Below are 26171 nucleotides of genomic sequence, written 5' to 3'. Positions count from 1 at the left end.
CGACCTTCGTCGTGCGACGAGGAGTCGCCCGGCGAGGGAACAAGCGTGATGAGTCTCGACCAGCCAGCTTCGCCGCAACCACATGACCTCGCGGAACGCGTCGTCGCAGCGATGCGCCAGCATTATTCGCCGGGCTATCCCCGCGCCTTCGAGGTCTGGTACGCTCATCTCAGTGGCGAGCTGCCCGCTCTCAGCATGGCGATGAACGCGATCATCGCCAGCAGCAATGGCGAGGTCGGCGTCGCCGACATCGATACGCTCTACGACCGCTTCATCGGCACCGAGCGCCTGTCGCGCCAGGCCGAGCGCACCAGCCTGCAGGTCCTGGGCGAAATCGACGCGATGATGGCCCTGGTCGACCAGGCCCTGGCCTCGAGCCAGACCTATCACGGCCGGCTCTGCCAGATGTCCGACGAGGTCCCGCCCTCCGCCGACAGGCAGCGGCTGCGCGAATGGGTCGAAGCGCTCGTGCTCTCGACCCGCGAGGAAGTCGCGCGCAAGACCCAGCTCGAAACGCAGCTTCGCGAAAGCGCCCATGAGATCCGCAATCTGCGCGAGGCGCTGGAGTCGACCCGCGCCGAGGCGCTGACCGATCCGCTGACCGGGCTCGCCAACCGCCGCCATTTCGAGGAGATGCTGCAGAAGGCGATCGACCAGGCCACGCTGCGGCGCGAGCCCTTCGCGCTGGTCATGGCGGATATCGACTTCTTCAAGCATTTCAACGATGCGCACGGTCACCTCACCGGCGACCAGGTGCTGCGCCTCGTGGCACGGACCATGAAGGACAAGTTCAAGGACAAGGCGGTGATCACGCGCTTCGGCGGCGAGGAGTTCGCGATCATCCTGCCCGATGCAGACGTCACCGCCGGCAAGTTCGGCGCCGAGACCGTGCGTCAGGCTCTGCTGACCCGCGAGCTCGTCAAGCGCTCGACCAATGAGAATCTCGGCCGCATCACGATCTCGCTCGGGGTCGCCGTTTACCATCGCGGCGATACCATCAACTCGATCGTCGAGCGCGCCGACAGCGCTTTGATGCAGGCCAAGCGCGACGGTCGCAACCGCACCGTCACCGAAGAGGCCGTCCTCGACGCGAGCAAGGTCGCCTGAACGGCGGCCTCCGGCGGAGCTATTGCGCGGCGATCACGCTCTCGGCCCGCGGCTTGATCTCGACCGACTCGCCACAGCCGCAGGCCGAAACCTGGTTCGGGTTGTTGAAGACGAAGGTCGAGGAAAAGCGGTCCGTCCGGAAATCGAGTTCGGTTCCGAGCAGGAACAGCACGGCCTTGCCGTCGACGATGACGGTCGCCCCCTTCTCGGTCACGACCTCGTCGCCCTTCCTGGCTTCGCGCGCCACCTCGAAGGTGTATTCCATGCCGGCGCAGCCGCCCTTCTTGACGCCGACGCGCAGCCCGAGCACCGGAGTGCCCGTATCGTCATTGGCCGACTGCGCCATGATCTCGCGAATGCGCGCCGCGGCGGCATCGGATAGCGAGACGACTTTCAGGCCCGGTATCGAGAACATCCCTCGTCCCTCCTCGACCGGATTCAAGGTCCGGTGAAAACAGGATTGCATTCTGCAACATAAGGATTGGTGAGCGCAGCGTCGAGATGCGACGGCGCAGCACAGCCATTTCACCGGGTACATTGCGCCGCGCGCCGCACCGTGCACTGTGGCGCTCCGCACCTTTTCGAGTTCCCGATCAAGAAGCCGCCATGACCTACCGCCTGCACCGGCCCGAAGCGCTCCAAGCGCTCACCATCGCCATGATCACTGCCGCCGGCTGGAGCGAGGCCGAGGCCCGGGAGACCGCCGAGCATCTCGTGCTCGCCAATCTCAGCGGCCATGACAGTCATGGTGTCGGCATGCTGCCGCTCTATTTCAACTCGCTCGCCGACGGCAATCTGAAACCCGCTTCGAAACTGTCGATCCGCATCGAGGCCGGGCCGTTCCTGATCGCCGACGGCAATGTCGCGCTCGGCCAGCCCACCGCCCGCGACGCCGTCGACCGCGGCATCATTATCGCCCAGGCCGGTGGCGTCGCCATCCTCAACCTGCTCGACGCCCATCATATCGGCCGTATCGGCCATTACGCCGAGGTTGCGGCGGCCGCGGGGCTAATCTCGCTGTTCTGGGTCAATGTCGCCGGCCGCCCGCCGATCGTCGCGCCCTATGCTGCGAAGGAAGCGCGCTTCGGCACCAATCCGCATGCGATCGGCATCCCGGTACCCGAGAACGATCCGATCATCCTCGACTTCGCCACCAGCCGCATGGCGCATGGCAAGGCCCGCGTCGCGCTCAACAAGGGCGTGCCGGTGCCGGAGGGCTACATCATCGACGGCGAGGGCCGTCCGACGACAGACCCCAAGCATGTCTTCCAGCACGCCATTCCTGATCTGCCGCTCGGCGCCCTGCTGCCCTTCGGCGACCATAAGGGCGCCGGACTCTCGCTGATCGCCGAATTGCTCTCGGCCGGGCTGATGGGCGCCGCCCGCATCGACGAGAAGCCGCATCGCAGCTGGATCATCAACTCGCTCTTCGGCGTGCTGATCGATCCCGCCCGTCTGGAGCCAGACGCCAATCTGCGCCGCAAGCGCATCGAGAGCTATCTTGCCTTCGTGCGCGCCGCCGCGCCGCAGGATCCCGCCGAGCCGGTGCTGGCGCCGGGTGACAAGGAGCGCACGACCCGGATCGAGCGCCAGCGCGACGGCATCCCGCTCGACGACGAAACCTGGTCGCAGATCGTCGCCGCCGCCAAGCGCCACGGCATCGACGCCGAGAGCTTCTGAAGCGGCATGACGCTCGCCGAGTACAACGCCTTCTGCGCCGCCCTGCCAGCGACCACCCATGTCGTGCAATGGGGCGGCGCCGATGTCTGGAAGGTCGGCGGCAAGGTCTTCGCCCTCGGCCGTGACGAGGTCGACGGGACGCTCTTCGTCTCGTTCAAGTGCTCGCCGATCGCCTATGAGATGCTGCGCGATGCGCCAGGGTGCCGCCCTGCGCCCTATCTCGCCTCGCGCGGCATGAAGTGGATCCAGCGCTTCTCCGAGGAGAGCCTGCCGGACGACGCCTTTCGCGACTATCTGCGCGAAAGCCACCGGCTCGTTGCGGCCGGGTTGACGAAGAAGCTGCGCGTGGAGCTGGGCTTGAGCGGCTGAGGCGTGCGCCGTTCTCGGGCGAAGCGCAGCGCAGACCCGAGAATCTCATGACGAGAAAGGGCGTTTCAGAGCCTCTTTCGGCCTGAGATGCTCACAACGTCGCTTCGCCGCGCAGCACCGGCACGCAGCCACCGCCTACCGTTGCACGGATCTCGCCGTCCTCGCGCCGCGCTGCGACATGCAGTAGGCTGGGCCGCCCCATCTCGACGCCCTGGGTGATCTCGAAGGCGACGCTGTCTTCGCTCCCGAGCGACAATGTCAGCGCAGCCAGCGTCGCGCTGGCGCTGCCGGTCGCCGGGTCTTCCCAGGTACCGGCCAGCGGCGCGAACATGCGGGCGCGGGCGTTGCCGCCATCCAAGGCATAGAAGAAGATCGAAAGGCGGCCTTCCAGGGCCGGATTGGCCTCGGCCAGCCGGCGATAGGCGGCGATGTCGGGGGTCGCTCGCCTCAGCGCCTCCGGCGTGACCTCGACCAGGACGAATTTGACGCCGACCGAGGCCTGCTGCGGCCGGTGGCGGCTGACGACGATATCCTCCGGCACGAGCCCGGCGCAGGCCGCGATCGCCTCCACCGGCAGCTGGAGGCCGAGCGAGAGCGGCTGCGGCGCGGCTATCGTCGCGCCGGTCACCCGGCCCTCGCCATCGCGCGAGACCTTGACCTCGACGAGCCCGGCCAGCTCCTCGAACAGCAGCACGCCGTCGCGATCGCGGCCATGGGCGGCGAGCACGCAGGCGGTACCGACATTGGGATGGCCGGCGAAGGGCATCTCGGCCGTACGATGGAAGATGCGCACGCGCGCCGTGTTGGCCGGGTCAGCCGGCGGCAGCACGAAGGTCGTCTCGCTGTAGTTCATCTCCGCCGCCAGCGCCTGCATCTCGGCATCCGACATGCCGCGCGCATCGGTGAAGACCGCGAGCTGGTTGCCGCCGAAGCGGCGGTCGGTGAAGACGTCGACTGTCTCGTAGGGATAATTCGGCATGACGGTTCTCCAGCGGCCAGGTCAGCTGCGGAGACTGCCACCCGGCGCGGCGCCGGAGAAATCAGGAATCGGAATACGATCGATCAAGCTGCGCCGGTCGATCTTCAGATTGGTTTCCGGTGCCATCCCGGGGCTCCCTGCGGTCGCCCGGGATGACAAAAAATCGACGAACGGCGCGGGATACCCGATCAGGCCCACCAGCGCTCGCCGATGGCGAAGCGCCCGGCCGCCTGCTCGATCACCTCTCCGAGCGAGAACAGCGTCTCCTCGTCGAAGGGGCGGCCGATCAGCTGCAGGCCGAGCGGCAGCCCCTGGCTGTCGAGACCGGCCGGCACGGCGATGCCCGGCAGGCCGGCCATGTTCACCGTCACAGTGAAGATGTCGTTGAGATACATCTCGACCGGATCGGCCGAGCCCTTCTCGCCGATGCCGAAGGCGGCCGACGGCGTCGCCGGCGTCAGAACCGCATCGATGCCCGCGGCATAGGCCTCCTCGAAGTCGCGCTTGATCAGCGTGCGCACCTTCTGGGCGCGCAGATAATACGCGTCGTAATAGCCGGAGGAGAGCACATAGGTGCCGATCATGATGCGGCGCTTGACTTCGGCGCCGAAGCCGGCGGCCCGGGTCTTCTCATACATCTCGACGATGTCGCGGCCGGGCTCGCGCAGGCCGTAGCGCACGCCGTCATAGCGGGCGAGGTTGGACGAGGCCTCGGCCGGCGCGACGATGTAGTAGGCCGGCAGCGCGTATTTGGTGTGCGGCAGCGAGATCTCGACGATCTCGGCGCCGGCGGCCTTCAGCCAGGCGATGCCCTGCTGCCAGAGCGCCTCGATCTCAGGCGAGATGCCGTCGATGCGGTACTCCCTGGGAATGCCGATCTTCATGCCCTTGACCGAGCGGCCGACGGAGGCTTCGTAATCCGGCACCGGCTGGTCGACCGAGGTGGTGTCCTTCGGATCATGTCCGGCCATCGAGCGCAGCATCACGGCGCAGTCGCGCACCGTCTTGCCGATCGGCCCGGCCTGGTCGAGCGAGGATGCGAAGGCGACGACGCCCCAGCGCGAGCAGCGGCCATAGGTCGGCTTGATGCCGACCGTGCCGGTGAAGGCGGCCGGCTGGCGGATCGAGCCGCCGGTGTCAGTCGCGGTCGCGGCAAGGCAGAGATGCGCGGCGACGGCCGCCGCCGAGCCACCCGACGAGCCGCCGGGAACGAGGTGATTGCCCTCGACGCTGCCGGCTGCGGCCGCGCCGACATTCGAGCCCTCACGGCGCCAGGGATTGACCACCGGGCCGAAAGCCGAGGTCTCGTTCGACGAGCCCATGGCGAACTCGTCATTATTGAGCTTGCCGAGCATCACCGCGCCATCGCGCCAGAGCTGGCTCGAGACGGTCGATTCATAGGCCGGCACGAAATTGCCGAGGATCTTCGAGCAGGCGGTGGTGCGCACGCCTTCAGTCGCGAACAGGTCCTTGATGCCGAGCGGCAGACCTTCGAGCGGCCCGGCCTCGCCCTTGGCCAGCCGCGCATCGGAGACAGCGGCCTGCTTCAGCGCGTGCTCGGGCGTCTCCAGCACATAGGCGTTGAGCGCCCGCGCCTGCTCGACGGCGGCGACATGCGCCTTGGTGAGCTCGGTGGCGGAGAAGCTCTTGGCCTTCAGCCCGTCGCGGGCTTCGGTGAGGGTCAGGCGGGTGAGATCGGTCACGATGGCAAATCCGAAAAACTGGGCTGTCGGGCGTTTCATCAGTACGGCCGCGAGGGCTGGTCCGCCTCGCTGGGCTCGCCGCGGCGGCGAGCGCGCGCCTTACTCGATGACCTTCGGCACCATGAAGTAATTGTCCTCCGAGGCCGGGGCGTTGGCGACGATCGCCTTGGCGATCTCGCCATCGTTGACGACGTCCTGGCGCTTCTTCATCGCCATCGGCGTCACCGAGGTCATCGGCTCGACGCCGGCGACATCGACCTCGTTGAGCTGCTCGACGAAGCCGAGGATGGCGTTGAGCTCACCTTGCAGCTTCGCGACATCAGCGTCCTCGACGGCAATGCGCGAGAGATGCGCGACGCGTTTGACGGTGGCGGCGTCGACCGACATGGGCGGGCTCCTGAAAGGGACGGGTGCGCGCGCACCGCTAATTCGTTGCCAGCCCTATAGCGTGCCGGCCTCCGAACCTTCAATCAATCAATGCCACCATTCCGGCCGATGCACGGCTTTCGGCCGGAATGGTGGTTCTCGTCGAGAAAAGGGGCGTCAGACCGCGACGGCCTTGCCCTTCTGCGGAACCAGTACCTCGATGCCGCTGCCAGCCATCGCCGAAACGAAGGCCGAGGCGTTCTGATCGATGATCGGGAACGTGCCGTAATGGCAGGGAATCGCCAGCTTCGGCTTGACGAAGCGGGTCATCGCCAGCGCGGCCGCCTTGCCACCCATGGTGAAGCGGTCGCCGACCGGGCAGATGCAGATTTCGACGCCGTGCATCTCGGAGATCAGCGCCATGTCCGAAAAAATGTCGGTGTCGCCCATATGCCAGAGCGTCTTCTCGCCGGCCGCCTTGATGATCGCGCCGTTGGGGCTGCCGAGCGGCACGGCGACGCCGGCATCGCCCATGCCGGCCGAGTGGTCGGCGCGGACGAGGCTGACAGAGAAGGCGCCGAGATCGATCGTGCCGCCGGTGTTCATAGGCTCGAACTTCTTCAGCCCCTTGGACACAAGGTGCATGCACAGATCGTAATTGCTGATCACCGTGGCATCGTTCGCCTCGGCGATGCTGAGCGCGTCGCCGACATGGTCGCCATGGCCATGGGTGATCACGATGTGGCTGACGCCTTTGGCCGCAGCTGCCGCATCGCCCTCGAAGGACGGATTGCCGGTGAAGAACGGGTCGATCAGGATCGAGGTCTGAGGCAGATCGAGACGAAAGGCCGAGTGACCGAACCAGGTGAGCTGCATGACGATCTCCGCAAATGTCTGGAACGGGCGGGTATAGCGGCTACCGCCCGCTCAATCGAGATGGACGGTGGGTACAGATCGTTCCAGTCGGGATTGGAACGCTCGATCAGCGGGATTTTCCAGGGTCGACGCCAGTGCTTGACGCGCTTTTCCTGCGCGATCGCCTCGTTCGGATCGGCAAATGATTCCGCATAAACCAACCGCATGACGCGATATTGCCGGGCGAACTCGGAGCCTCGACCGTCGCGATGTTCCGCGACGCGCTTCGACAGAGAATTGGTCACGCCGACATACAATGTGCCATTCTTCTGACTCGCAAGAATGTAAAGCCACATCCGCCGACCCTAGTCGTCCCGGGCGAAGCGGCGAAACCGCACAGACCCGGGACCCATGTCCGAAGATTGAGAGACTAGCCTGACTGCCCGCGGTCTTGACCACAACTCGATAGGCACTCCGGCATGGGTCCCGGGTCTCCCTTCGGTCGCCCGGGACGACCGTTATCATTCAAAGTCGAGGGCTCAGCCATGACCGACGCAGCCACCCTCGCCCGCCGGATCGCGCAAGGCCGCGGCGACGAGCCCGCCGATCTCGTCATCCGCGGTGCGAAATTGCTCGACCTCGTCTCCGGTGACCTCGTCGAGACCGATATCGCGCTCTGCGGCGAAACCATCGTCGGCACCCATGGCCGCTATGAAGGCAAGGTGGTCTTCGATGCCAAGGGGATGATCGCCGTCCCCGGCTTCATCGACACGCATCTGCATGTCGAATCCTCGCTGGTGACGCCGCTTGAATTCGAGCGCTGCGTGCTGCCGCACGGCGTCACCACCGCGATCTGCGACCCGCACGAGATTGCCAATGTGCTCGGCGCCGAGGGCATCCGCTATTTCCTCGCCTGCGCCCAGGCAATGCGGATGGATCTGCGCGTCCAACTCTCGAGCTGCGTGCCGGCGACACATCTGGAAACGGCCGGCGCGGTGCTCGAAGCCGGCGACCTGACACCCTTCATGAACCACCCGAAGGTGATCGGCCTCGCCGAGTTCATGAACTTTCCCGGCGTGCTGCATCGCGACCCCGGTTGCCTCGCCAAGCTCGCGGCCTTCGCGGAGCGCCATATCGACGGACATGCGCCGCTGGTCAGGGGCATGGATCTCAACGGCTATCTTGCCGCCGGTATCCGCACCGACCATGAGACGACGACGCTCGACGAAGCCCGAGAGAAGCTCGCCAAGGGCATGGCGATCCTGATCCGCGAGGGCTCGGTCTCCAAGGACCTGCATGCGCTGATCCCGCTGATCACCCGCGACGCCTCGCCCTTCCTCGCCTTCTGCACCGACGACCGCAATCCGCTCGACATCGCCGAGGAGGGTCATCTCGATTTCATGATCCGCACCGCGATCGCCCATGGCGCCGACATTCTTGCGACCTACCGCACCGCCAGCCTGTCGGCCGCGCGCAATTTCGGCCTGTTCGACCGCGGCTTCATCGGCGCCGGCAAGCGCGCCGACATCGTGCTGGTCGAGGACCTCGCCGCCTGCCGCGTCGCCCGGGTCTTCGCCGGGGGCAGGCTGGTCGAGGAGGCGCTCTTCAGCGACCGCCGGCCGGTCGCGCCGGTCGGCCTCGCCAGCGTGAAGAGCCGGCACTTGACGCCGGACGATTTCACGGTCCGCGCCCGCCCCGGCGAGACGCCGGTGATCGGCGTCGTGCCCGGCCAGATCATCACCGAGCGGCTGTCCATGCGCCTGCCGGAGCAGGACGAGGCCGCCCTACCCGATCTCGCCCAGGATGCGATCAAGGTCACGGTGATCGAGCGCCATGGCCGCAATGGCGGTGTCGCCACCGGCTTCGTACACGGCTTCGGCATGAGGCACGGCGCCATCGCCTCCTCCGTCGGCCATGACAGCCATAATCTCTGCGTCGTCGGCGTCGACGAGCCGTCTATGGCGGCAGCGGCGAACAGGCTGATCGCGCTCGGCGGCGGCTTCGCCGTGGCGGAGGCCGGCGAGATCACGGCCGAGCTCGCACTCCCCGTCGCCGGGCTGATGAGCGATCGCCCCTTCGAGGAGGTCCGACATGGGCTCGAGGCCCTGCGCGCCGCAGCCAAGGCGCTCGGCGTCGTTCTCGCCGAGCCCTTCCTGCAGGTCGCCTTCCTGACCCTGCCGGTGATTCCGCATCTGAAGATCACCGACAAAGGCCTTGTCGATGTTGATCGTTTCGATTTCGTCTGAAAGCCTGCGCCTGCCTCGGCCAGAGACGCTCGGCTCAGGCTCGGGCAAGACGCGGCAATGTCAGAGCTCGACCTCGAGCCCTTCGGCTCGCGCCTTGGCCCGCAATCCATAGCGCCTCATGCCCGGCAAGCGCGTTCCCGGCTGCTCCTCGATCATATGCGCCAGCAGCTTCATGCGCTCATCGAACCAGTGGCCGCCCATGCTCGTCGGATCGATGGCGAGGATGAGCTGGCCCGTATCGGGCGGGCCGCCCTTGTCGTCGAGGAAGGAGGAGGCCTGGAAGGCGAAATGGGTGCCGACCAGAGCGGCGGCGAGGATCTCGACCATCATGGCGAGCGTCGCGCCCTTGGCCTCGCCGAGCGGCACCATCGTGCCGGCGAGTGCAGCGGCAGGGTCGGTCGTCGGCTTGCCGTCGGCATCGAGCGCCCAGCCCTCGGGAATGGCCTGCCCCTTCTGCTTGGCGGCGACGATCGGCCCGCGGGCGACCTTGGACAGCGCCATGTCGATGACGACAGGCTCACGGCCGGCGAGCGGCGCCGCGAAGGCGATCGGGTTGGTGCCGAAGACCGGCTTCGAGCCGCCCCAGGGCGCGATCGCACCGGGCGTGTTGGCGAAGAGCAAGGCGACCAGACCCTGCTCCGCCAGCCGCTCGACATGGTGCCCCGCGGCCCCGCAATGATTGGAGCGGCGGATCGGTGCCGCGACGATGCCCTGCCGGCGTGCCATCTCCGGCAACTCGACAATGGCGAGGTCGATCGCCGGATAGGCGAAGCCATGGGCTGCGTCGATGGCCAGCACGCCGGGTCTGGGCTGGCGCGCCGTCGGTACGGCCTGTCCATCGATCTTGCCGGATTTCAGCATGGCGAGATAGGTCGGCACGCGCGACAGGCCGTGGCCTTTGAGCCCGTCAGCCTCAGCCGCGACCAGGGCCTGCGCCACCGAGGCGGCATTGGCGGCCGACGCGCCGGCTGCGACGAACAGCGCCGCGACCTTCTCCTCCGCTTCTGCGAGCGACAGCCGCGTCATGCCCGGCCCTCCAGGGCAGCGATGACCCGCTCGGCGACGAGCCCGGAAACCCGGCCGTTCGATTCGACCGTATTGCCGGCGATATGCGGGGTCAGGATCAGGTTCGGCGTGCCGGCGAAGCGTTTTGCGCCATCGGCCTTGAGCGGCTCCTGCTCGAAGACGTCGAGCGCCGCTCCTGCGAGCCTGCCGCCCTTCAGCGCCGCAACCAGCGACGCCTCGTCCATCACGCCGCCGCGCGCCGCATTGATCAGGATCGCGTCCGGCTTCATCCGGGCAAAAGCCGCCGCGCCAATCACGCCGCGCGTCTCGGGCGTCAGCGGCAGATGGATCGAGATCACGTCAGAGGTCGAAAGCAGGGCATCGAGCTCGAGCTTCTCGACGCCCTGCCAGGCCGGCGCATCGACCGGCACATAGGGATCATAGGCGGCGACGCTCATGCCGAGCCCCTGTGCATGCCGGGCGACGTCGCGCGCGATCGCACCGAAACCGACCAGCCCCATGCGTTTGCCGGCGATCTCCCGGCCGATCAGCTTCGTTTTCGGGAATTCGCCGGCCAGCATCGCCGCATTGGCGAAATAGGCCCCGCGCAGCAGCGTCATCGCCGTGCCGATCACATACTCGACCACGGAGAGAGAATTGGCACCGGTCGCCGGGAAGACCTTGATCTCGCGCGCCGCGCAGGCCGCCATGTCGATATTGTCGAGGCCGACGCCGAGCCGGCCGACGACCTTGAGGTTCTTCGCGGCGGCGAGCAGGTCGCCCCGCACCTGCGTCTGGTTGCGCACGATCAGGGCCGGAACCGTGGCGACCAGCCGCGCCAACTCTTCTGGTTTGCCGAACAGCTCGGGATCGTGATGCACGACGTAGCGCTCGCGCAGCGACGCCACCGCCGCCTCGTCCATGAATTCGGTGATGACGATGTCGGTCATGGCTTCCTGCTCGGTTGGCCGTGTTCAGCCCATGAGGATCAGGCCGCTCGTGGCGACCAAGAGGATGACGAAGCTGGTGCCGGTGACCAGGGCGATATGGCGCCAGCCGAGCCGCGCCATCGCCGCGATCGAGGTGCCGAGGCCGAGCGCCGCGATGGCGATCAGCAGCCCCCAGCGCGACGCCTCCAGCAGCACGTCGCGGATCGGGCCGTAGACACCGGCAAAGGCAGGCTGGGTGGCGAGGATGCTGTTCACCAGGCACAGAAGCAGGAAGACGATGGCGAAGACCGGCACAGGCACCTTGGCCTCGCCATGCTCGCCGCCATGGCGCGTCAGCCACCAGCCGACGATCAGAACCGCCGGCAGCAACATGAAGACGCGGAAGAGTTTGACGATGACGGCCGCGTTGGCCGCCTCGTCCGAGACCGATTGGCCGGCACCGACGACCTGCGCGACGTCATGGATGGTCGAGCCCAGCATGACGCCAGTCTGCTGCTCACTCAGGCCGAGCCAGACGCAGATCAGCGGATAGGCCAGCATGGCGACCGTCGAAAGCGCGTTCATCGCGATCACGGTGAAGGCGATGTCGGCGGCCTTGTTGCGGTAATCGGGCACGACCGTTGCCGTGGCGAGCGCCGCCGAGGCACCGCAGACGGCGGTGGCGACGCCGCCGAGCGCGCCCATGCCGGTTTCACGGCCGAGCAGGCGCGCCAGCACGAAGCCGGAGACGATGGTGGCGGCCATCGAGACCACGACCAGCACGGCCGTGCCGAGGCCGAGCGCGACGATGTCGCCGAGCGCGATGCGCAGTCCGAGCAGCGCGATCGCCCAGCGCAGCAGCTTCTTGACGCAGAAGGTCATCCCCGGAACGAAGCGCTGATTGTTCGCGACGAGATGCAGCGACATGCCGATCAGCAGCGCGATGACGACGGCGGGGACGCCGATCCTGCCGCCGGCCATCTGCTTCAGCACCGGCTCGGCCAGCACCGAGACGATGGCCACGACCGTGGAGAGCGCGATGCCCGGCAGGAGCGGGCCGAGCCCTTTCGCCAGACGCGGGATGGCAGCTTCGGTCATGATTGCAAATCGATCCGGTACATCAGGCGCTCCTCGGGGCCGTAGAATGGAGCGACGAAATTCTCGACGAAAAGCCCGCCATTCTTCTCGATGATCCGCCGCGAGGCCGCATTCTCGGCGTCGCAGGTGATCTTGACGAAGGGCAGGCCGATTGCGCGGGCTTCGGCGAGCACCGCCGCCACGGCGGCGCTGGCATAGCCTCGCCCGGCATGGCCCGGCAGGATCGTATAGCCGACATGGCCGAGGACATGCGGCGGCAGCGCCGTGACCGGCCGGCCGGCGGCATCCTCCTGCCAGCGCAGGTTGATCGAGCCGACGAAGGGGCGCTCAGGCTGATCGATGGCGATGATCCAGCGGGTGACACCCGGCAGCCGCTCGACCTCGCTGCCGTCATGCAGACGAATCTTGCCACCCCGTCCGTTCAGCCCGGCCAGGAAGATGTCGGGATCGACCGCGATCGCCGCGAGTTGCTCGGGCGCGACGTCGCGCATCGTGTTCGGGGACCAGCCCGCTTCCAAGGCATGGACATAGGCGGGCAACACGTCCCGCCCTGGCGCATGCAGTGAAACGATCCTGTCCGACACTTGTTGCCTCGTCGCCCCTGGAGATCTTGCTCCTTAAAGCCCGCGGATCTCGCCGGAAACCACCGTCGTCATCCTGGGCGAGCCAGGCTCGGCCCGGGATCCATCGTAGTGCGCGAGGGCCTTACATTGGATTCCGGATCTGCACGGCTGCGCCGCCTATCCGGGATGACGGCGTGGCTCTGGAGAACATCCGCATGCTCTATAGCATCGGACCGAAAAGTGGACTCCACTTTTCGGAAAACTCCGATGCGATAACAATGAGATAGATCACCGTGACCGCGTCCGAACGGACGCGCGGCGATCTAGGCGCTGCGGTATAGCTTGGTCATCGAGAATTCGCGATGGCCCAGCGCCTCGGCTGCCGTGAGGCGGCCATTCGCTGTGCGCACGATGTTCTCGATCAGCGCGTTGCCGGCCTGCGGGATCGTCATATCGCGGCGCAGGATACCGGAGACGTCGACGTCGATATGCTCCGGCATGGTCCGCATCGTCTTCGGGTTGCCGGTGATCTTGATCACCGGGACGATCGGGTTGCCGATGACGTTGCCCTGCCCGGTCGGGAAGGTGTGCACGACAAAACCGCCAGCCGCCATCAGGGTCACGCACTCGGCCGCCGCCGAGGAGGTGTCCATGTAGTAGAGCCCCGGCCCGTTCGCGGGCGTCTGCGCCGGCTCCAGGATGTCGATGAACTTGCACTCGCGGCCGATCTTCTCGAGATTGCCGAGCGCCTTTTCCTCGATCGTCGTCAGGCCGCCGGCGATATTGCCCTTGGTCGGCTGCGAATCCGAGAGGTCGTCGGTCTTGTGGGCCTCGATCACGTCGTCCTGATAGGCCTTCCACATCTTGTACCAGCGCTCGCCGACCTCCGGCGTCGCGGCGCGCGCCTTGCAGAGATGCTCGGCGCCGGTGATCTCGGAGGTCTCGCCGAAGACGCCATGGACCCCGCGCGGAATCCATTTGTCGTACATGTTGCCGACCGTCGGGCAGGAGGACAGGCCGGTCGTCGTGTCCGACTCGCCGCACTTCGTGGAGACCCAGAGCTCCTCGATGCCGCACTTCACGCGCTGCAGCTCGGTCGCCCACTGCACGAACTCCTTCGCGACATAGGAGGCGCGGGCGATGGTCGAGATGTCGCCATGGCCCTCGATGCCGAAGCCCACCACCGGCTTGCCGGTCTTGGCAATGCCGTCCACGACGCGCTTGGTCCAGCCATCCTCGATGCCGATGACGACCACGGCCGCGACGTTCGGGTTTGCGCCGGTGCCGATCAGTGTGCGGAAATGGATTTCGAGGTCTTCGCCGAACTGCAGCCGGCCATAGGCATGCGGGATCGCCAGCGTGCCCTTGACGTTGTTGGCGACGGCCTCGCAGGCGGCATTGGAGAGATCGTCGAGCGGCAGCAACAGGACATGATTGCGCACGCCGACGCGGCCGTTCTCGCGGCGCCAGCCCATGAAGGAATCGAGCGAGCGGCCGCTCGGGCGCTTGATCTGCGGAACCTTGAACTCGGGTGCCTCGATCTTGCGGCCTTTGACGCGGCCCAGCTTGCCCTTCACGAGATCGAAATTGGCGACGATGGAAGACATGGAAAAATCCCTCGGCTGAGGGCTCGACCCGCTCGGGGAGCCCGATTTCAGGAATCGCGGCGGGCGAAACTCACCAGCGCTTGGTCTTCACATTGTGGATGTGGAGATGCTCGCCCTGGCGGATGTCGCCGATGGCCTTGCCGATGTCCTGGCCGTATTTCCAGATCGTGTCGCCCTTCTTGATATCCTTCAACGCGACCTTGTGGCCGATCGGGATATCCATCTTGGCGGTCAGGCGGAAATCGGAATTGTCGTGAGTTACGACGCCGAGCATGTCGGTCCCGGCCTTGAGGCCCTCGACGACGACGACGCCGACGGTGTCTTTCTTCTCGTGCACCAAGAGATGCGGCTTGCTCATTGCGGCCTCCTTGCAGCTTCCTCGGATCGGTCGTCGCTCTCCGAAATCGGGGCTCGACCTTGCTCATCTCAAGTCTTATATAAGACACATGAGTGTGCACAAGCTCGAAAATGCAGCGCGGTCCGGCGAGGCCGGAATGCCGGAAGCGCTGGGCTTCCGTCCGCTCTATCGGCAGGTGAAGGCCATCTTCGTGCGCCGGCTCGTCGATGGTGTCTGGGCACCCGGCGCCGTCCTGCCGAGCGAAGGCCAGCTCGCCGCCGAGATCGGCGTCAGCCAGGGCACGGTGCGCAAGGCGCTGGACGAGCTCGCCGCTGAGAATCTGGTCGTGCGGCGCCAGGGGCGCGGCACCTTCGTCGCCGAGCATGACGAGCGGCGAATCCTCTTCCAGTTCTTCAAGCTCGCGCCCGATCAGGGCGCGCCACGCTTTCCCGACAGCGCCGTCCTCAGCACCACGACGGCCTTCGCCGATGCTGGCGAACGCGAGGCGCTCGATCTCGCAGACAGCGAGACCGTCATCCGCATCCGGCGGCTGCGCTCACTTGGCGAGCGGCCGCTGATCGTCGAGACCCTGAGCCTGCCGCAACGGCTCTTTCCGGGGCTCGAGACCGGGCCCGTTCCGAACAATCTCTACAGCCTCTATGCCGGCCATTACGGCATCACCATCGCCCATGCCCGGGAACGCCTCAAGGCTGTGGCGCTCGGCAGCGAGGACGCAACCGCGCTCGGCGTCACAGCCGGCGATCCCGCATTGCAGATCGACAGGCTCGCCCTTTCGCTCGACGGCATGCCCGTCGAGCGCCGGCTCAGCCTGTGCCTGACACAGGAGGTCCACTACCTCTCCGACCTGCGCTGAGGGGCGCAAGGTCGGCAGAGACCGCACTTTTCCAAGCAAGCCGCCGCAGAGCGGTCAGCCCAACCGGAGGAAGTGAATGATTGCAGGTCTCAGACGCTTGCTGGCGACGCGCCGTAGCGCCCTCGCCGGCTTGATGGCATTCGCGCTTTGCGCGCCCGCCGCAGCCCAGAACTTTCCGACCAAGCCCATCACCCTGATCGTGCCCTTCGCAGCCGGTGGCCCCAGCGACGTGATCGCGCGGCTTCTCGGCGAGCATATGGGCCGGACGCTCGGCCAGCAGGTCGTGGTCGAGAATGTCGCCGGAGCCGGCGGCACCGCCGGAGCCAAACGCCTCGCCAGCGCCGACGCCGATGGACACACGCTGCTGATCCACCACCTGGCCCTGGCTGCCGCGCCATCGCTCTACAGCAATCTCGGCTATGACACGCAGACCGCCTTCGCCCCGGTCGGCCTGGTCAATACCGGCCCGATGGTCATCGCCGGCAAGCTCGCTTTGCCACCGGTCGACGGCAAGACCTTCTTCCCCTTCGCCAAGCAGCAGGCCGACAAGCTGACCATCGCCCATGCCGGCGTCGGCTCGAACGCGCATCTTTGCGCCGTTCTGCTCTCCCAGGCTCTCGGGGTGAAATTCGCCCAGGTCGCCTATCGCGGCACAGGCCCGGCGATGAACGATCTCGTCGCCGGCCAGGTCGACGTGCTCTGCGACCAGTCGACCACCGCCGTCCCGCAGATCCAGGGTGACAAGATCCGCGCCTATGCGGTGACCTCGGCCGAGCGCCTCGACGTCCTGCCCAATGTTCCGACCGCGGAGCAGGCCGGCACCAGGATCGACATGACGATCTGGCACGGGCTCTACGCCCCGAAAGGTACGCCTACGGCGGCGCTCGACAAGCTCAACACGGCTCTCGCCGGTGCGCTGAAGCAGCCGACCGTGCTCGAACGCTTCAAGGCGGTCGGTACCAGCGCCTTCCCGCAGGCCGAATGGAGCCGCGAGGCGCATGCCAAGCGCTTCGCGGCCGAGGTCGCCAAATGGGCGGCCTCGCTCAAGGCGGCCGGTGTCACCCAGCAGACCGTCAACTGACGAAACCAACGCGCCGCTCGCAACTGCGGGCGGCGCGTGGTACCGGCGGAACATGTCCAGCAATCTCGTTCCGCTCGAAACCTATCTCGATCTGCCGGCACACGCCCGGCTGCTCGGACTCGACCTCGGAACCAAGACGATCGGTCTTGCGCTCTCCGATGTCGAGCGGCGGATCGCCAGCCCGCTGGAAACGATCCAGCGCATCAAATTCGGGCTCGACGCGGCGGCCCTGCTGAAGATCGCCGAAAAATACTCCGTCGCCGGGCTCGTCATCGGCCTGCCGCTCAACATGGACGGCAGCGAAGGCCCGCGCGCCCAGTCGACGCGTGCCTTCATCCGCAACCTTGCGCCTCTCACGGCGCTGCCGATCGTCTTCTGGGACGAGCGCCTCTCGACGCTCGCCGTTACGCGCACCCTGCTCGACGCCGACGCCTCTCGCGCCAGGCGCGCCGCCGTCGTCGACAAGATGGCTGCGGCCTATATCCTCCAGGGCGCGCTGGACCGGCTGGCCCGACTGACACCCGAGGAGGAATGACCGCGCCGATCAGGGCAGCACATAGCCGCGCTTAAGCGCCTTCTTCTGCGCCTCGCGATGGTTCTTCAGGGCCCGCTTCTGTTCCTCGATCGTCATCCGGTTCGCCGGATTGTCGCGACCGCGACCATAGCCCTGCTCGCGCTGCGCCCGCTCATAGCCGCGATCATAGCCTCGATCGTAGCCGCGCTCGTTGCGGCGCTCATATCCCCGCTCATAGCCGCGCCGCTCGTAACCGGGGCGCTGATAGCCCTCATTGTAGTATTGCGCCGATGCGGCCGCGGACCAGAAAGCTGCGACGGCAAGCGCGCCGCAGCCGGCCAGCAGGGTCTTCAGCGGGGATTTCATCGTCGTTCTCCAAGTCTGCAGGGCCTTCCCCTGCCGAAACGGCATGTCGGCCGCAAAGGATCGCCACCGCCGCAAGGCGATGGCGATCGTGAATCACTAGGTCCGGCCGGTTCAGAATTGCTTAAGGCTACCGGATCGCAGCACCTGGCTCAGCGATAGCTGCCGCCGGCCGGGTCGCGGATATTCTCCGGCACATAGCCATAGTAACGCGGCGCATAGTAGCGGCGCGGCGCGACATAGACCGGCTCCTCATAGACATAGCGCGGCTCGTAGCCGTAGCCGTACTCGTATCCGTAGACCGGTTCGGCATAGGCGGGCCGGCTGGCCGCAATGGCCGCCGCGCCCAGGACACCGAGGCCGACGCCAGCAGCCACAGCCGCACCGCGGTTGGCACGCCAGCCGCGCCGGTAATAATACTGCGAATAGTCCGCCTGAGCCTTGTCGAGCCTGCCCTTGTCGAAGGACACCGAACGGCCCGGATCGGCCGATGCCGGCGTCATGGTGGCGGCCAGTAAGCCACCGGCCAGTGCAGCGGCTATGGTGAGGCGGCTCTTTCCGAAATCAAGCATGGCACCCTCCTCTCGGCGGCATTGCCCCCATGCCGCGGAATCTGGGGAACGGCGGTTGAATGGCTGCTGAACCAATCGCGGCCGAAATGCGGCTCGGAAGAAACGCGCCCGGCGGCGGCATGTTCCCGGCTCGAGGTGCCAGCGCCTCGATATACACGCAAAGATTGCATTTCTGTTCGCTGTTGGGCAATGATCCGTCTTGGCAACCAACCTTACGGCGACCGGAATGGGGTGGCCATCGATGAGAAAAACAGATTCACCGCTTCGTTAATCTCTCTTAATAGGCCAAAAATGACCGAGTCCGATGAGAGAAACCGAGATTCCGGCAGAGAAACACCCTCTCCGACGCCAGCTCCAACCGAACCCGGATCCTTTGCAGAAAACCAACTACAGGTTGCATTCTACATCGAGGAAATCAGCCTGGAGCTCCGTGCTCTGGCACGTTCGGCACGGCTCGAGAGCCTCGCCTATTTCATCGACATGGCCCATGTCGAAGCGGAGAGCACGCGACGCCGTTGCGAAGCGCAGATGAGGAAGCCGGCACGTCCCCTGGAGTGATCAGAACCGGCGCGAGAGCGCGCCTCCCGCATGACGCTGCACGACGCCGTCCAATTCCAGCTCGAACACCGCCTGACTGACTTCGCGAGCCGGCGCGCCGCTGGCCCGGACGAGATCGTCGAGCCCGATGGGCGCCGCCCCGATCAGGGTGAGCAGCCGGGCCTTGCGGTCGCAGGCCTCCGCAGCCGGAAGGGTCGAAGCCTCCGGGATCATGGCGAGCGCGAGCTCGGGCGCCGCCGCGATATCCGGCAGATCGAGCTCGTCCCAGAGCACCTGCGAGTCTGCCGGGCCCTCCCCTTCTTCGCGCGCCAGCATTGGCGGCGCTGCGAACGAATCTCTGCGCTGCAACATCGGTGCGAGCACCTCGATCACATGCGCCGCCTCGGCGCACAGGATCGCCCCCTCCCGGATCAGATGATTGCCACCCTCGGCCCGCGGATCGAGCGGGGAGCCGGGAACGGCGAAGACCTGCCGCCCCTGCTCGTTGGCGAATCGTGCCGTGATCAGGGAGCCGGATTTGCGCGCGGCCTCGACCACGACGGTGCCGAGCGCCAGCCCTGAGACCAAACGGTTGCGGCGCGGAAAGTCGCGCCCCCTTGGAGCCCAACCGATCGGCATCTCGCTGATCGCCGCGCCGCGCTCGCACAGGCGGCGCAGCAGCGGCAGGTTCTGCGGCGGATAGATCTCGTCTAGCCCGCCGGCCAGCACCGCGACCGTGCCGTTTTCAAGACTGGCCTCGTGCGCCGCGGTATCGATGCCACGAGCCAGGCCGGAGACAATGACGAACCCTGCCTCGCCGAACTCCCGCGCCAGCACCGCCGTGAGCTTCAGCCCGGCGGCCGAGGCGTTGCGCGAGCCGACCATGGCGATGCAAGGTCGGCTGAGGACGGCCGGATCGCCCTCGACTGCGAGCAAAGGCGGCGCCGAGTCGATCGCCTGCAAAGGGAGCGGATAGCTCGCCTCTCCCAGCGCGATCAGCCGCGCGCCTCGCCGCAGCAGCATCTCAAATTCGCGCTCTGCCTCGACCAGCGGGCAGATCTTCAGGGTTTTGCCGGCCTGGCGCGCCAGCTCGGGCAAGGCGTCGAGCGCTGCGGCGGCTCCGCCGAACCGATTGAGCAATGCGCGGAAGGTGCGCGGGCCGATGCTCTCGCTACGGATCAGACGCAGCCATTCGAGGCGCTGTCGATCATCGAGAGCCGGAGCCGGCATGAGATCCTATCCCTTCTGGCCAATCTTGCCTTCGTTGCCGGCCAGCAGGCGCGCAATGTTCTCGCGGTGCATGAACCAGAGCAGCACGGTCAGGATCGCCATCAGCCCGGCCGCCTGCGGGTCGCGCACCCAGAACCAGAACAGCAGCGGCGTCAGCAGCGTCGCGACCAGCGCCGACAGCGAGGAATAGCGGCTGAGATAGGCGAGGCTGAGCCAGATCGCGGCGAAGGTCACGGCAAGCGGCCATTTCAGCCCGATCAGGATGCCGAGATAGGTCGCGACGCCCTTGCCGCCCTTGAAGCCGAGCCAGATCGGAAACAGGTGCCCGACAAAGGCGCCGAGCCCGGCGACCAGCGCGGCGTTCCTGCCGCCGAGCAGATAGGCCGCGAGCAGGACAGCGGCCGTGCCCTTCAGCATGTCGCCGACCAAGGTCAGCGCCGCCAGCTTCTTGTTGCCGGTGCGCAGCACATTGGTGGCGCCGATATTGCCCGAGCCGATGCTGCGCAGATCGGGGCCGCCCGAGAGTCGGGTCAGGATGATGCCGAACGGGATGGAGCCGAGCAGATAGCCCAAGACGAGCGCGATCGCGCCCTGCGGGCCCGACAGTGCCCAGCTCAACGTCTCAGCCATAGAGCCTCCCCTGCCCTTCGGGCGCGATTAGAGCAGGTTTCCGTAAAGAAGGAACCGGTTTTCGCATGGTCGCCACCGCGATGCTTGCCGGCGCAGGCGCGCCGATTGCTCAAGCCTGGTCGCCGCGATAGACCGCAGCACCGCCGACCAGGGTCAACTGCACCATGCCCTGCAGCCTCGCCTCGTCGAAGGGCGAGTTCTTGGCACGCGACTTCAGCTTGCGCTTGTCGACGACGAAGGGCGCATCGGGATCGAGCAGGACGAGGTCGGCCGGCGCGCCGGCGACGAGCCGGCCGCAATCGAGGCCGAGCAGCCCGGCTGGCCGGCCCGACAGTGCGGTGAAGAGCGCCGGCAAGCCGATCTGGCCGGCATGGAACAGCCGCAGGCTCGCGGAAAGCAGGGTCTCGATGCCGAGCGCGCCATTCGCCGCCTCGGCGAAGGGCTGCCGCTTGGTCTCGACGTCCTGCGGGTCATGGTCGGAGACGATCACGTCGATCAGCCCCTCCGCAACGCCCTCGACCATGGCGAGGCGCTCGTCCTCGTGGCGCAGCGGCGGCGAGACCTTGCAGAAGGTCCGGTACTCGCCGACATCGTTCTCGTTCAGGCAGAGATTGTTGATCGAGACGCCGCAGGTCACGCCGAGCCCGTCCGCCTTGGCGCGGCGGATCAGCGCCAGCGAGTCGGAGCAGGAGATCATCGCCGCGTGGTAGCGGGCCCCGGTCGCGCGAGCCAGGCGGATGTCGCGCTCCAGCATCACCGTCTCGGCCTCGACCGGAATCCCCGGCAGGCCTTTGCGGCTGGCGAACTCGCCGAGATTCATCACCCCGTCGCCGCGCAGCTCGGGGTCTTCGACATGATTGATCAGCAGCGCGTCGAAATCCCGGCCATAGATCATCGCCCGGCGCATCACCTGCGGGTTGCGCACGGCCTTGGCACCATCGCTGAAGGCGACCGCACCGGCTTCGAGCAGCAGGCCGAACTCGGTGATCTCCTTGCCGGCGAGCCCCTTGGTCAGCGCCGCCGACGGCAGCACGTTGACGATCGCCTTGTCCCGGGCCCGGCGCTTGATGAAGTCGATCACCGAGGGATCGTCGATCGGCGGATCGGTATCTGGCCGGCAGAGCACGGTGGTGACGCCGCCGGCAGCCGCAGCCTGCGAGCCGGTGCCGAGCGTCTCGCGAAACTCCGCGCCGGGCTCGCCGAGGAAGGCGCGCATATCGACGAGGCCGGGCGCCAGCACGAGACCGCGCCCCTCGATCCGCTCGACGCCCTCGGGCAAGGCCGGCGCCGCCTCGCCCCAGGCGACCGAAGCGATGGCGCCGTCGCGCACGAGGACGGAGCCGCGCTCCTCGCGCCCGCTGGCGGGGTCGACCAGCGTCGCCCCGAGAATGGCGATGTCGCGGGCCTCAGACATCCGAATTTCCTTTCAGAGCGACCGACAGGCTCGAAACCGCGCCTTGTGCCGCCTCAGACATTGGGAAGGTGCTGCGAAAGCGCGTCGAGGACCGCCATGCGCACCGCGACGCCCATCTCGACCTGCTCGCGGATCAGCGATTGCGCGCCGTCAGCGACCTCCGAGGAGATCTCGACGCCGCGATTCATCGGGCCGGGATGCATCACCAGCGCGTCGGGCGCCGCCAGTGCGAGCTTGTCCCGATCAAGCCCGAAATAGCGGAAATACTCCTTGGGAGACGGCACGAAGGCACCGTTCATGCGCTCGAGCTGCAGGCGCAGCATCATCACGATATCGGCACCGTCGAGCCCCTTGCGCATGTCGCGGAAGACCTCGACGCCCATGCGTTCGACCCCGGCCGGCAGCAAGGTCGAGGGCGCGATCAGCCTGACCTTGGCGCCGAGCGCGTTGAGCAGGATGATGTTGGAGCGGGCGACGCGCGAATGCAGGATGTCGCCGCAGATCGCGACGGTCAGCCCCATGATCCGCCCCTTGTTGCGGCGGATGGTCAAAGCGTCGAGCAGCGCCTGCGTCGGATGCTCATGGGCGCCGTCGCCAGCGTTGACCACGGAGCAGCCGACCTTGCGGGCGAGCAGATTCACCGCGCCGGCCGCATGATGGCGCACGACCAGGATATCGGGACGCATCGCGTTCAGCGTCGCCGCCGTATCGATCAGCGTCTCGCCCTTCTTCACCGAGGAGGAGCCGACCGACATGTTCATCACATCGGCGCCGAGGCGCTTGCCCGCCAGCTCGAAGGAGGCCTGCGTCCGGGTGGAGGGTTCGAAGAACAGGTTGATCTGGGTGCGGCCGCGCAGGGTCGCGGTCTTTTTCTCGACCTGTCGCGACAATGCGACATAGGCCTCGGCCCGGTCGAGGAGCGCCTCGATATCCAGATGCGAAAGCCCCTCGATTCCGAGGAGATGGCGGTGCGGATAGAGGGGTGCTTGCGAGGTCATTAAAGCAGGCTGTTTAGGCGCGCCCCACAGCCTGCGCAAGATGGTCCGCGCGGCCCTGCACAGGCATTGGCGCTGCCCCTCCCATCGGCTGGCAGGCAGGACAGCCCCGCATCCCCCAGCGCATGGCTGATCCGCGCTTGAACGGGCAGCCTCCCCGCCCCATTTCCGCGGCACCGCCCTCTTAGCGGATGCCGGAGCGCCCGACGCTGCTCCGCGCTTGACGCAAAGCACAATCGTCGTTTGACAGAGGCGGCGGGCTGAACCACTTTCGCGCGCAAATTTCCGAACCTTCGGAGCTTACGCCTGCCGCGCCTCCCGCCCTTTCGGCCGGGTGCGCGGTGGCGGAGGCTGTCTCATCGAGTATCTGGATCATGAAGCTTCTCGTCGTCGAGTCGCCGGCCAAGGCCAAGACGATCAACAAATATCTGGGCTCCGACTACGAGGTGATCGCCTCGTTCGGGCATATCCGCGATCTGCCGGCCAAGGATGGCTCGGTCGATCCCGAGAACGATTTCGCGATGCTCTGGGAGACCGAGGGCCGCGGCGCCAAGCAGGTGTCGGAGATCGCCAAGGCCGCGAAGAACGCCGAGAAGATCATTCTGGCGACCGACCCGGATCGCGAGGGGGAAGCGATTTCCTGGCATGTGCTGGAGGCGCTGAACCAGAAGCGCGCCATCAAGGGCATCCCGGTCGAGCGCGTCACCTTCAACGCCGTCACCAAGGAGGCGGTGCAGACCGCGCTGGCCAATCCGCGCCAGATCGACCAGGCGCTGGTCGACGCCTATCTCGCCCGCCGCGCCCTCGACTATCTCGTCGGCTTCACGCTCTCGCCGGTGCTCTGGCGCAAGCTGCCCGGCGCCCGCTCGGCCGGGCGCGTCCAGTCGGTGGCCCTGCGCCTGGTCTGCGACCGCGAGCGCGAGATCGAGGCCTTCCGGGCCCGCGAATACTGGTCGCTCACCGCGACGCTGGCGACCGCGGCCGGCGCGACCTTCGACGCCCGTCTCAGCGGCGCCGACGGCAAGAAGATCACCCGGCTCGACATCGGCACCGGCGAGGAAGCCGCAGCCTTCAAGGCCGCGCTGGAAACAGCAACCTTCAGCGTCGCCGAGGTCGAGGCCAAACCGGTCAAGCGCCATCCCCAGCCGCCCTTCCAGACTTCGACGCTGCAGCAGGAAGCCTCGCGCAAGCTCGGCCTCGCCCCGGCCCGGACCATGCAGCTGGCCCAGCGCCTCTATGAAGGCGCCGACATCGGCGGCGAGACGGTCGGTCTGATCACCTATATGCGTACCGACGGCGTCGACATGGACAGCTCGGCGATTACCGCGGCACGGCGCGTTATCGGCAAGGAATTTGGTGACAACTACGTCCCGCAGGCGCCGCGCAAATACACGGTGAAGGCCAAGAACGCGCAGGAGGCTCACGAAGCCATCCGCCCGACCGATCTTTCCCGCCTGCCGGCCATGGTCGCGCGCCATCTCGAGCCCGAACAGGCCAAGCTCTACGAGCTGATCTGGAAGCGCACCATCGCCAGCCAGATGGAATCGGCCTCGATCGAGCGCACCACCGTCGACATCGCCGCCAAGGTCGGCGCCCGCGACCTCGAACTGCGCGCCACCGGCCAAGTCGTGCTCTTCGACGGCTTCCTGACGCTCTACCAGGAAAGCCGCGACGACGAGGAAGATGAGGATTCGAGGAAGCTGCCGCCGATGAAGGCCGGCGACCCGCTGGAGAAGCGCGCCATCGCCGCCGACCAACACTTCACCGAGCCGCCGCCGCGCTTCTCCGAAGCGAGCCTGGTCAAGCGCATGGAAGAGCTTGGCATCGGCCGTCCCTCGACCTATGCCGCGACGCTCGGAACGCTGCGCGACCGCGAATATGTCCGCATCGAGAAGAAGCGCCTCGTGCCCGAGGACAAGGGCATGCTCGTCACGGCGTTCCTGGAGAGCTTCTTCAAGCGCTATGTCGAGTTCGACTTCACGGCGAGCCTCGAAGAGAAGCTCGACCGCGTCTCCAATGCCGAGATCGACTGGAAGGCGCTGCTGCGCGAGTTCTGGGAAGAGTTCACCGCGACGATCGGCGAGACCAAGGAGCTGCGTGTCACCGAGGTGCTCGACTCGCTGAACGGCATCCTCGGCGACTATGTCTTCCCGCCGCGCGCCGATGGCGGCGATCCGCGCCGCTGCCAGGTCTGCGGCACCGGCACGCTCTCGCTCAAGCTCGGCAAGTTTGGCGCCTTCGTCGGCTGCTCGAACTATCCGGAATGCCGCTTCACCCGGCCGCTGACTGTGCCGGCCTCGGATGGCGAAGGCTCCGGTGAAGGCGGCGGCCAGATGGTCAATGGCGTGCGCGTGCTCGGTACCGATCCGGATAGCGGGCTCGAGGTCAGCGTCCGTGAGGGTCGCTTCGGGACCTATGTCCAGCTCGGCGAGGGCGAGAAGCCGAAGCGCTCCAGCCTGCCCAAGGGCGAGAATGCCGCAACGCTCTCACTCGAGAAGGCGCTCGCGCTGCTCTCGCTCCCCCGTGAGGTCGCGCGCCATCCGGAGAGCGGCGAACCCATCCTTGCGGGCATCGGCCGTTACGGGCCTTACGTCCAGCACGGCAAGACCTACGCCAACATCGACAAGGACGACGACATCCTCGACATCGGCGCCAACCGCGCTATCGACCTGATCGTCGCCAAGGAAAGCGGCGCGGGCGGCCGGCGCTTCGGCGCCGCGGCCACGCCCGGCCGCGAGCTCGGCGACCACCCCTCCGGCGGCAAGATGGTGGTGCGCGCCGGCAAATACGGTCCTTACGTCAACTGGGGCAAGATCAACGCCACCCTGCCGAAGTCGATGACGCAGGAGGAGATCACGCCCGAGCAGGCCATCGAGCTGGTCAACGCCAAGGCGGCGGCAGGTGGCGGCGCCAAGGCGAAGACCAAGGCAAGTGCGAAACCTGCGGCCGCAAAGACGCCGGCAAAGGCAAAGAGCACCACGGCCAAGAAGGCGGCGCCGGCCAAGAAGGCCGGAGCAACCAAGAAGGCCGCCACGACCGAGGACTAGCATCGACGCGGCCGAGCGCAGTTAACACTGCATTCAAAGCCCTGAGTTACCCTGCGTCGCCGCGATCGAA

The 26171-nt window shown here is 66.8% G+C and carries 27 protein-coding genes; 9 read left to right on the top strand and 18 right to left on the bottom strand.

Annotation, left to right across the window (positions count from 1 at the left end; genetic code table 11):
• Window positions 1-48 precede the first annotated feature (48 nt).
• Entirely contained in the window at window positions 49-1107 is a 1059-nt protein-coding gene (locus ACWGRX_RS01685; protein ID WP_452116167.1) for a GGDEF domain-containing protein, read from the top strand.
• A gap of 19 nt (window positions 1108-1126) precedes the next feature.
• On the opposite strand, the gene ACWGRX_RS01680 is transcribed toward ACWGRX_RS01685, so the two are convergent.
• The gene (locus tag ACWGRX_RS01680; RefSeq protein WP_452116166.1) at window positions 1127-1522 is read right to left on the bottom strand and encodes a HesB/IscA family protein; all 396 of its coding nucleotides are present in this window, start codon (window positions 1520-1522) and stop codon (window positions 1127-1129) included.
• A 191-nt stretch (window positions 1523-1713) separates the two neighbouring features.
• Between ACWGRX_RS01680 and ACWGRX_RS01675 the strand changes: the two genes are divergently transcribed.
• Window positions 1714-2787 (top strand): malate/lactate/ureidoglycolate dehydrogenase, encoded by a 1074-nt coding sequence (locus ACWGRX_RS01675; RefSeq protein ID WP_291634650.1) that lies wholly within the window; start codon window positions 1714-1716, stop codon window positions 2785-2787.
• A 6-nt stretch (window positions 2788-2793) separates the two neighbouring features.
• Window positions 2794-3156 carry an MmcQ/YjbR family DNA-binding protein gene (locus tag ACWGRX_RS01670; protein WP_452116165.1) on the top strand — a complete coding sequence of 121 codons (363 nt, stop codon included), beginning with the start codon at window positions 2794-2796 and terminating at the stop codon, window positions 3154-3156.
• Between the two features lie 91 nt (window positions 3157-3247).
• Here ACWGRX_RS01670 and ACWGRX_RS01665 read toward each other — a convergent pair whose 3' ends face one another.
• The 5 genes from ACWGRX_RS01665 to ACWGRX_RS01645 all read right to left on the bottom strand — a co-directional run bounded on the left by ACWGRX_RS01665 (window position 3248) and on the right by ACWGRX_RS01645 (window position 7415).
• Window positions 3248-4135 carry a PhzF family phenazine biosynthesis protein gene (locus ACWGRX_RS01665; protein ID WP_452116164.1) on the bottom strand — a complete coding sequence of 296 codons (888 nt, stop codon included), beginning with the start codon at window positions 4133-4135 and terminating at the stop codon, window positions 3248-3250.
• 188 nt (window positions 4136-4323) lie between these two features.
• Window positions 4324-5838, bottom strand: a complete 1515-nt coding sequence (gene gatA, locus ACWGRX_RS01660; protein WP_452116163.1) for an Asp-tRNA(Asn)/Glu-tRNA(Gln) amidotransferase subunit GatA — start codon at window positions 5836-5838, stop codon at window positions 4324-4326.
• 99 nt (window positions 5839-5937) lie between these two features.
• Window positions 5938-6225, bottom strand: coding sequence for an Asp-tRNA(Asn)/Glu-tRNA(Gln) amidotransferase subunit GatC (gatC, locus tag ACWGRX_RS01655; protein ID WP_452116162.1), 288 nt, complete (start codon window positions 6223-6225; stop codon window positions 5938-5940).
• 156 nt (window positions 6226-6381) lie between these two features.
• Window positions 6382-7080: a metal-dependent hydrolase gene (locus ACWGRX_RS01650; RefSeq protein ID WP_452116161.1), complete on the bottom strand. Its 699-nt coding sequence runs from the start codon at window positions 7078-7080 to the stop codon at window positions 6382-6384.
• Window positions 7017-7415, bottom strand: coding sequence for a GIY-YIG nuclease family protein (locus ACWGRX_RS01645; protein ID WP_452116160.1), 399 nt, complete (start codon window positions 7413-7415; stop codon window positions 7017-7019). Before ACWGRX_RS01645 ends, ACWGRX_RS01650 begins: the two co-directional genes overlap by 64 nt.
• A 189-nt stretch (window positions 7416-7604) precedes the next feature.
• Between ACWGRX_RS01645 and ade the strand changes: the two genes are divergently transcribed.
• The gene (gene ade, locus ACWGRX_RS01640; protein WP_452116159.1) at window positions 7605-9305 is read left to right on the top strand and encodes an adenine deaminase; all 1701 of its coding nucleotides are present in this window, start codon (window positions 7605-7607) and stop codon (window positions 9303-9305) included.
• Between the two features lie 60 nt (window positions 9306-9365).
• On the opposite strand, the gene ACWGRX_RS01635 is transcribed toward ade, so the two are convergent.
• From ACWGRX_RS01635 to ACWGRX_RS01610, 6 genes are all read right to left on the bottom strand, one after another.
• Window positions 9366-10331, bottom strand: a complete 966-nt coding sequence (locus tag ACWGRX_RS01635; RefSeq protein ID WP_452116158.1) for an Ldh family oxidoreductase — start codon at window positions 10329-10331, stop codon at window positions 9366-9368.
• Entirely contained in the window at window positions 10328-11260 is a 933-nt protein-coding gene (locus ACWGRX_RS01630) for a hydroxyacid dehydrogenase (RefSeq protein ID WP_452116157.1), read from the bottom strand. Before ACWGRX_RS01630 ends, ACWGRX_RS01635 begins: the two co-directional genes overlap by 4 nt.
• 24 nt (window positions 11261-11284) lie before the next feature.
• A complete protein-coding gene (locus ACWGRX_RS01625) occupies window positions 11285-12337 on the bottom strand; it encodes a YeiH family protein (RefSeq protein ID WP_452116156.1) in 1053 nt (350 codons plus the stop codon).
• The gene (locus ACWGRX_RS01620; protein WP_452116155.1) at window positions 12334-12921 is read right to left on the bottom strand and encodes a GNAT family N-acetyltransferase; all 588 of its coding nucleotides are present in this window, start codon (window positions 12919-12921) and stop codon (window positions 12334-12336) included. The genes ACWGRX_RS01625 and ACWGRX_RS01620 overlap by 4 nt, the downstream gene beginning before the upstream one ends.
• Before the next feature lie 302 nt (window positions 12922-13223).
• Window positions 13224-14375: a UxaA family hydrolase gene (locus tag ACWGRX_RS01615; RefSeq protein ID WP_452116502.1), complete on the bottom strand. Its 1152-nt coding sequence runs from the start codon at window positions 14373-14375 to the stop codon at window positions 13224-13226.
• A gap of 202 nt (window positions 14376-14577) precedes the next feature.
• Window positions 14578-14865 (bottom strand): UxaA family hydrolase, encoded by a 288-nt coding sequence (locus tag ACWGRX_RS01610; RefSeq protein ID WP_291634670.1) that lies wholly within the window; start codon window positions 14863-14865, stop codon window positions 14578-14580.
• 136 nt (window positions 14866-15001) lie between these two features.
• On the opposite strand from ACWGRX_RS01610, the gene ACWGRX_RS01605 reads away from it, so the two are divergent.
• From ACWGRX_RS01605 to ruvX, 3 genes are all read left to right on the top strand, one after another.
• Entirely contained in the window at window positions 15002-15718 is a 717-nt protein-coding gene (locus tag ACWGRX_RS01605; RefSeq protein WP_452116154.1) for a GntR family transcriptional regulator, read from the top strand.
• A 76-nt stretch (window positions 15719-15794) separates the two neighbouring features.
• The gene (locus tag ACWGRX_RS01600) at window positions 15795-16799 is read left to right on the top strand and encodes a tripartite tricarboxylate transporter substrate-binding protein (RefSeq protein ID WP_452116153.1); all 1005 of its coding nucleotides are present in this window, start codon (window positions 15795-15797) and stop codon (window positions 16797-16799) included.
• Window positions 16800-16851: 52 nt separating this feature from the next.
• Window positions 16852-17334, top strand: a complete 483-nt coding sequence (ruvX, locus tag ACWGRX_RS01595) for a Holliday junction resolvase RuvX (RefSeq protein WP_452116152.1) — start codon at window positions 16852-16854, stop codon at window positions 17332-17334.
• 9 nt (window positions 17335-17343) lie between these two features.
• On the opposite strand, the gene ACWGRX_RS01590 is transcribed toward ruvX, so the two are convergent.
• Entirely contained in the window at window positions 17344-17679 is a 336-nt protein-coding gene (locus tag ACWGRX_RS01590; protein ID WP_452116151.1) for a hypothetical protein, read from the bottom strand.
• Between the two features lie 149 nt (window positions 17680-17828).
• Window positions 17829-18248, bottom strand: coding sequence for a hypothetical protein (locus ACWGRX_RS01585; protein WP_452116150.1), 420 nt, complete (start codon window positions 18246-18248; stop codon window positions 17829-17831).
• A gap of 189 nt (window positions 18249-18437) precedes the next feature.
• Between ACWGRX_RS01585 and ACWGRX_RS01580 the strand changes: the two genes are divergently transcribed.
• Window positions 18438-18806 (top strand): hypothetical protein, encoded by a 369-nt coding sequence (locus ACWGRX_RS01580; protein WP_452116149.1) that lies wholly within the window; start codon window positions 18438-18440, stop codon window positions 18804-18806.
• Here the strand turns inward: ACWGRX_RS01580 and dprA are convergent, their stop codons facing one another.
• The 4 genes from dprA to ACWGRX_RS01560 form a co-directional block, all read right to left on the bottom strand.
• Entirely contained in the window at window positions 18807-20015 is a 1209-nt protein-coding gene (dprA, locus tag ACWGRX_RS01575; protein ID WP_452116148.1) for a DNA-processing protein DprA, read from the bottom strand.
• A 6-nt stretch (window positions 20016-20021) separates the two neighbouring features.
• A complete protein-coding gene (plsY, locus tag ACWGRX_RS01570) occupies window positions 20022-20645 on the bottom strand; it encodes a glycerol-3-phosphate 1-O-acyltransferase PlsY (protein WP_452116147.1) in 624 nt (207 codons plus the stop codon).
• 109 nt (window positions 20646-20754) lie between these two features.
• Window positions 20755-22059, bottom strand: coding sequence for a dihydroorotase (gene pyrC, locus ACWGRX_RS01565; RefSeq protein WP_452116146.1), 1305 nt, complete (start codon window positions 22057-22059; stop codon window positions 20755-20757).
• 53 nt (window positions 22060-22112) lie between these two features.
• Window positions 22113-23057 carry an aspartate carbamoyltransferase catalytic subunit gene (locus ACWGRX_RS01560; RefSeq protein WP_452116145.1) on the bottom strand — a complete coding sequence of 315 codons (945 nt, stop codon included), beginning with the start codon at window positions 23055-23057 and terminating at the stop codon, window positions 22113-22115.
• A gap of 371 nt (window positions 23058-23428) precedes the next feature.
• On the opposite strand from ACWGRX_RS01560, the gene topA reads away from it, so the two are divergent.
• Entirely contained in the window at window positions 23429-26101 is a 2673-nt protein-coding gene (topA, locus tag ACWGRX_RS01555; RefSeq protein ID WP_452116144.1) for a type I DNA topoisomerase, read from the top strand.
• Window positions 26102-26171: the final 70 nt, after the last annotated feature.

This window comes from Allobosea sp. NPDC055594 (genome assembly GCF_053618995.1).
This window is presented reverse-complemented; position numbering and strand designations above follow the sequence as displayed.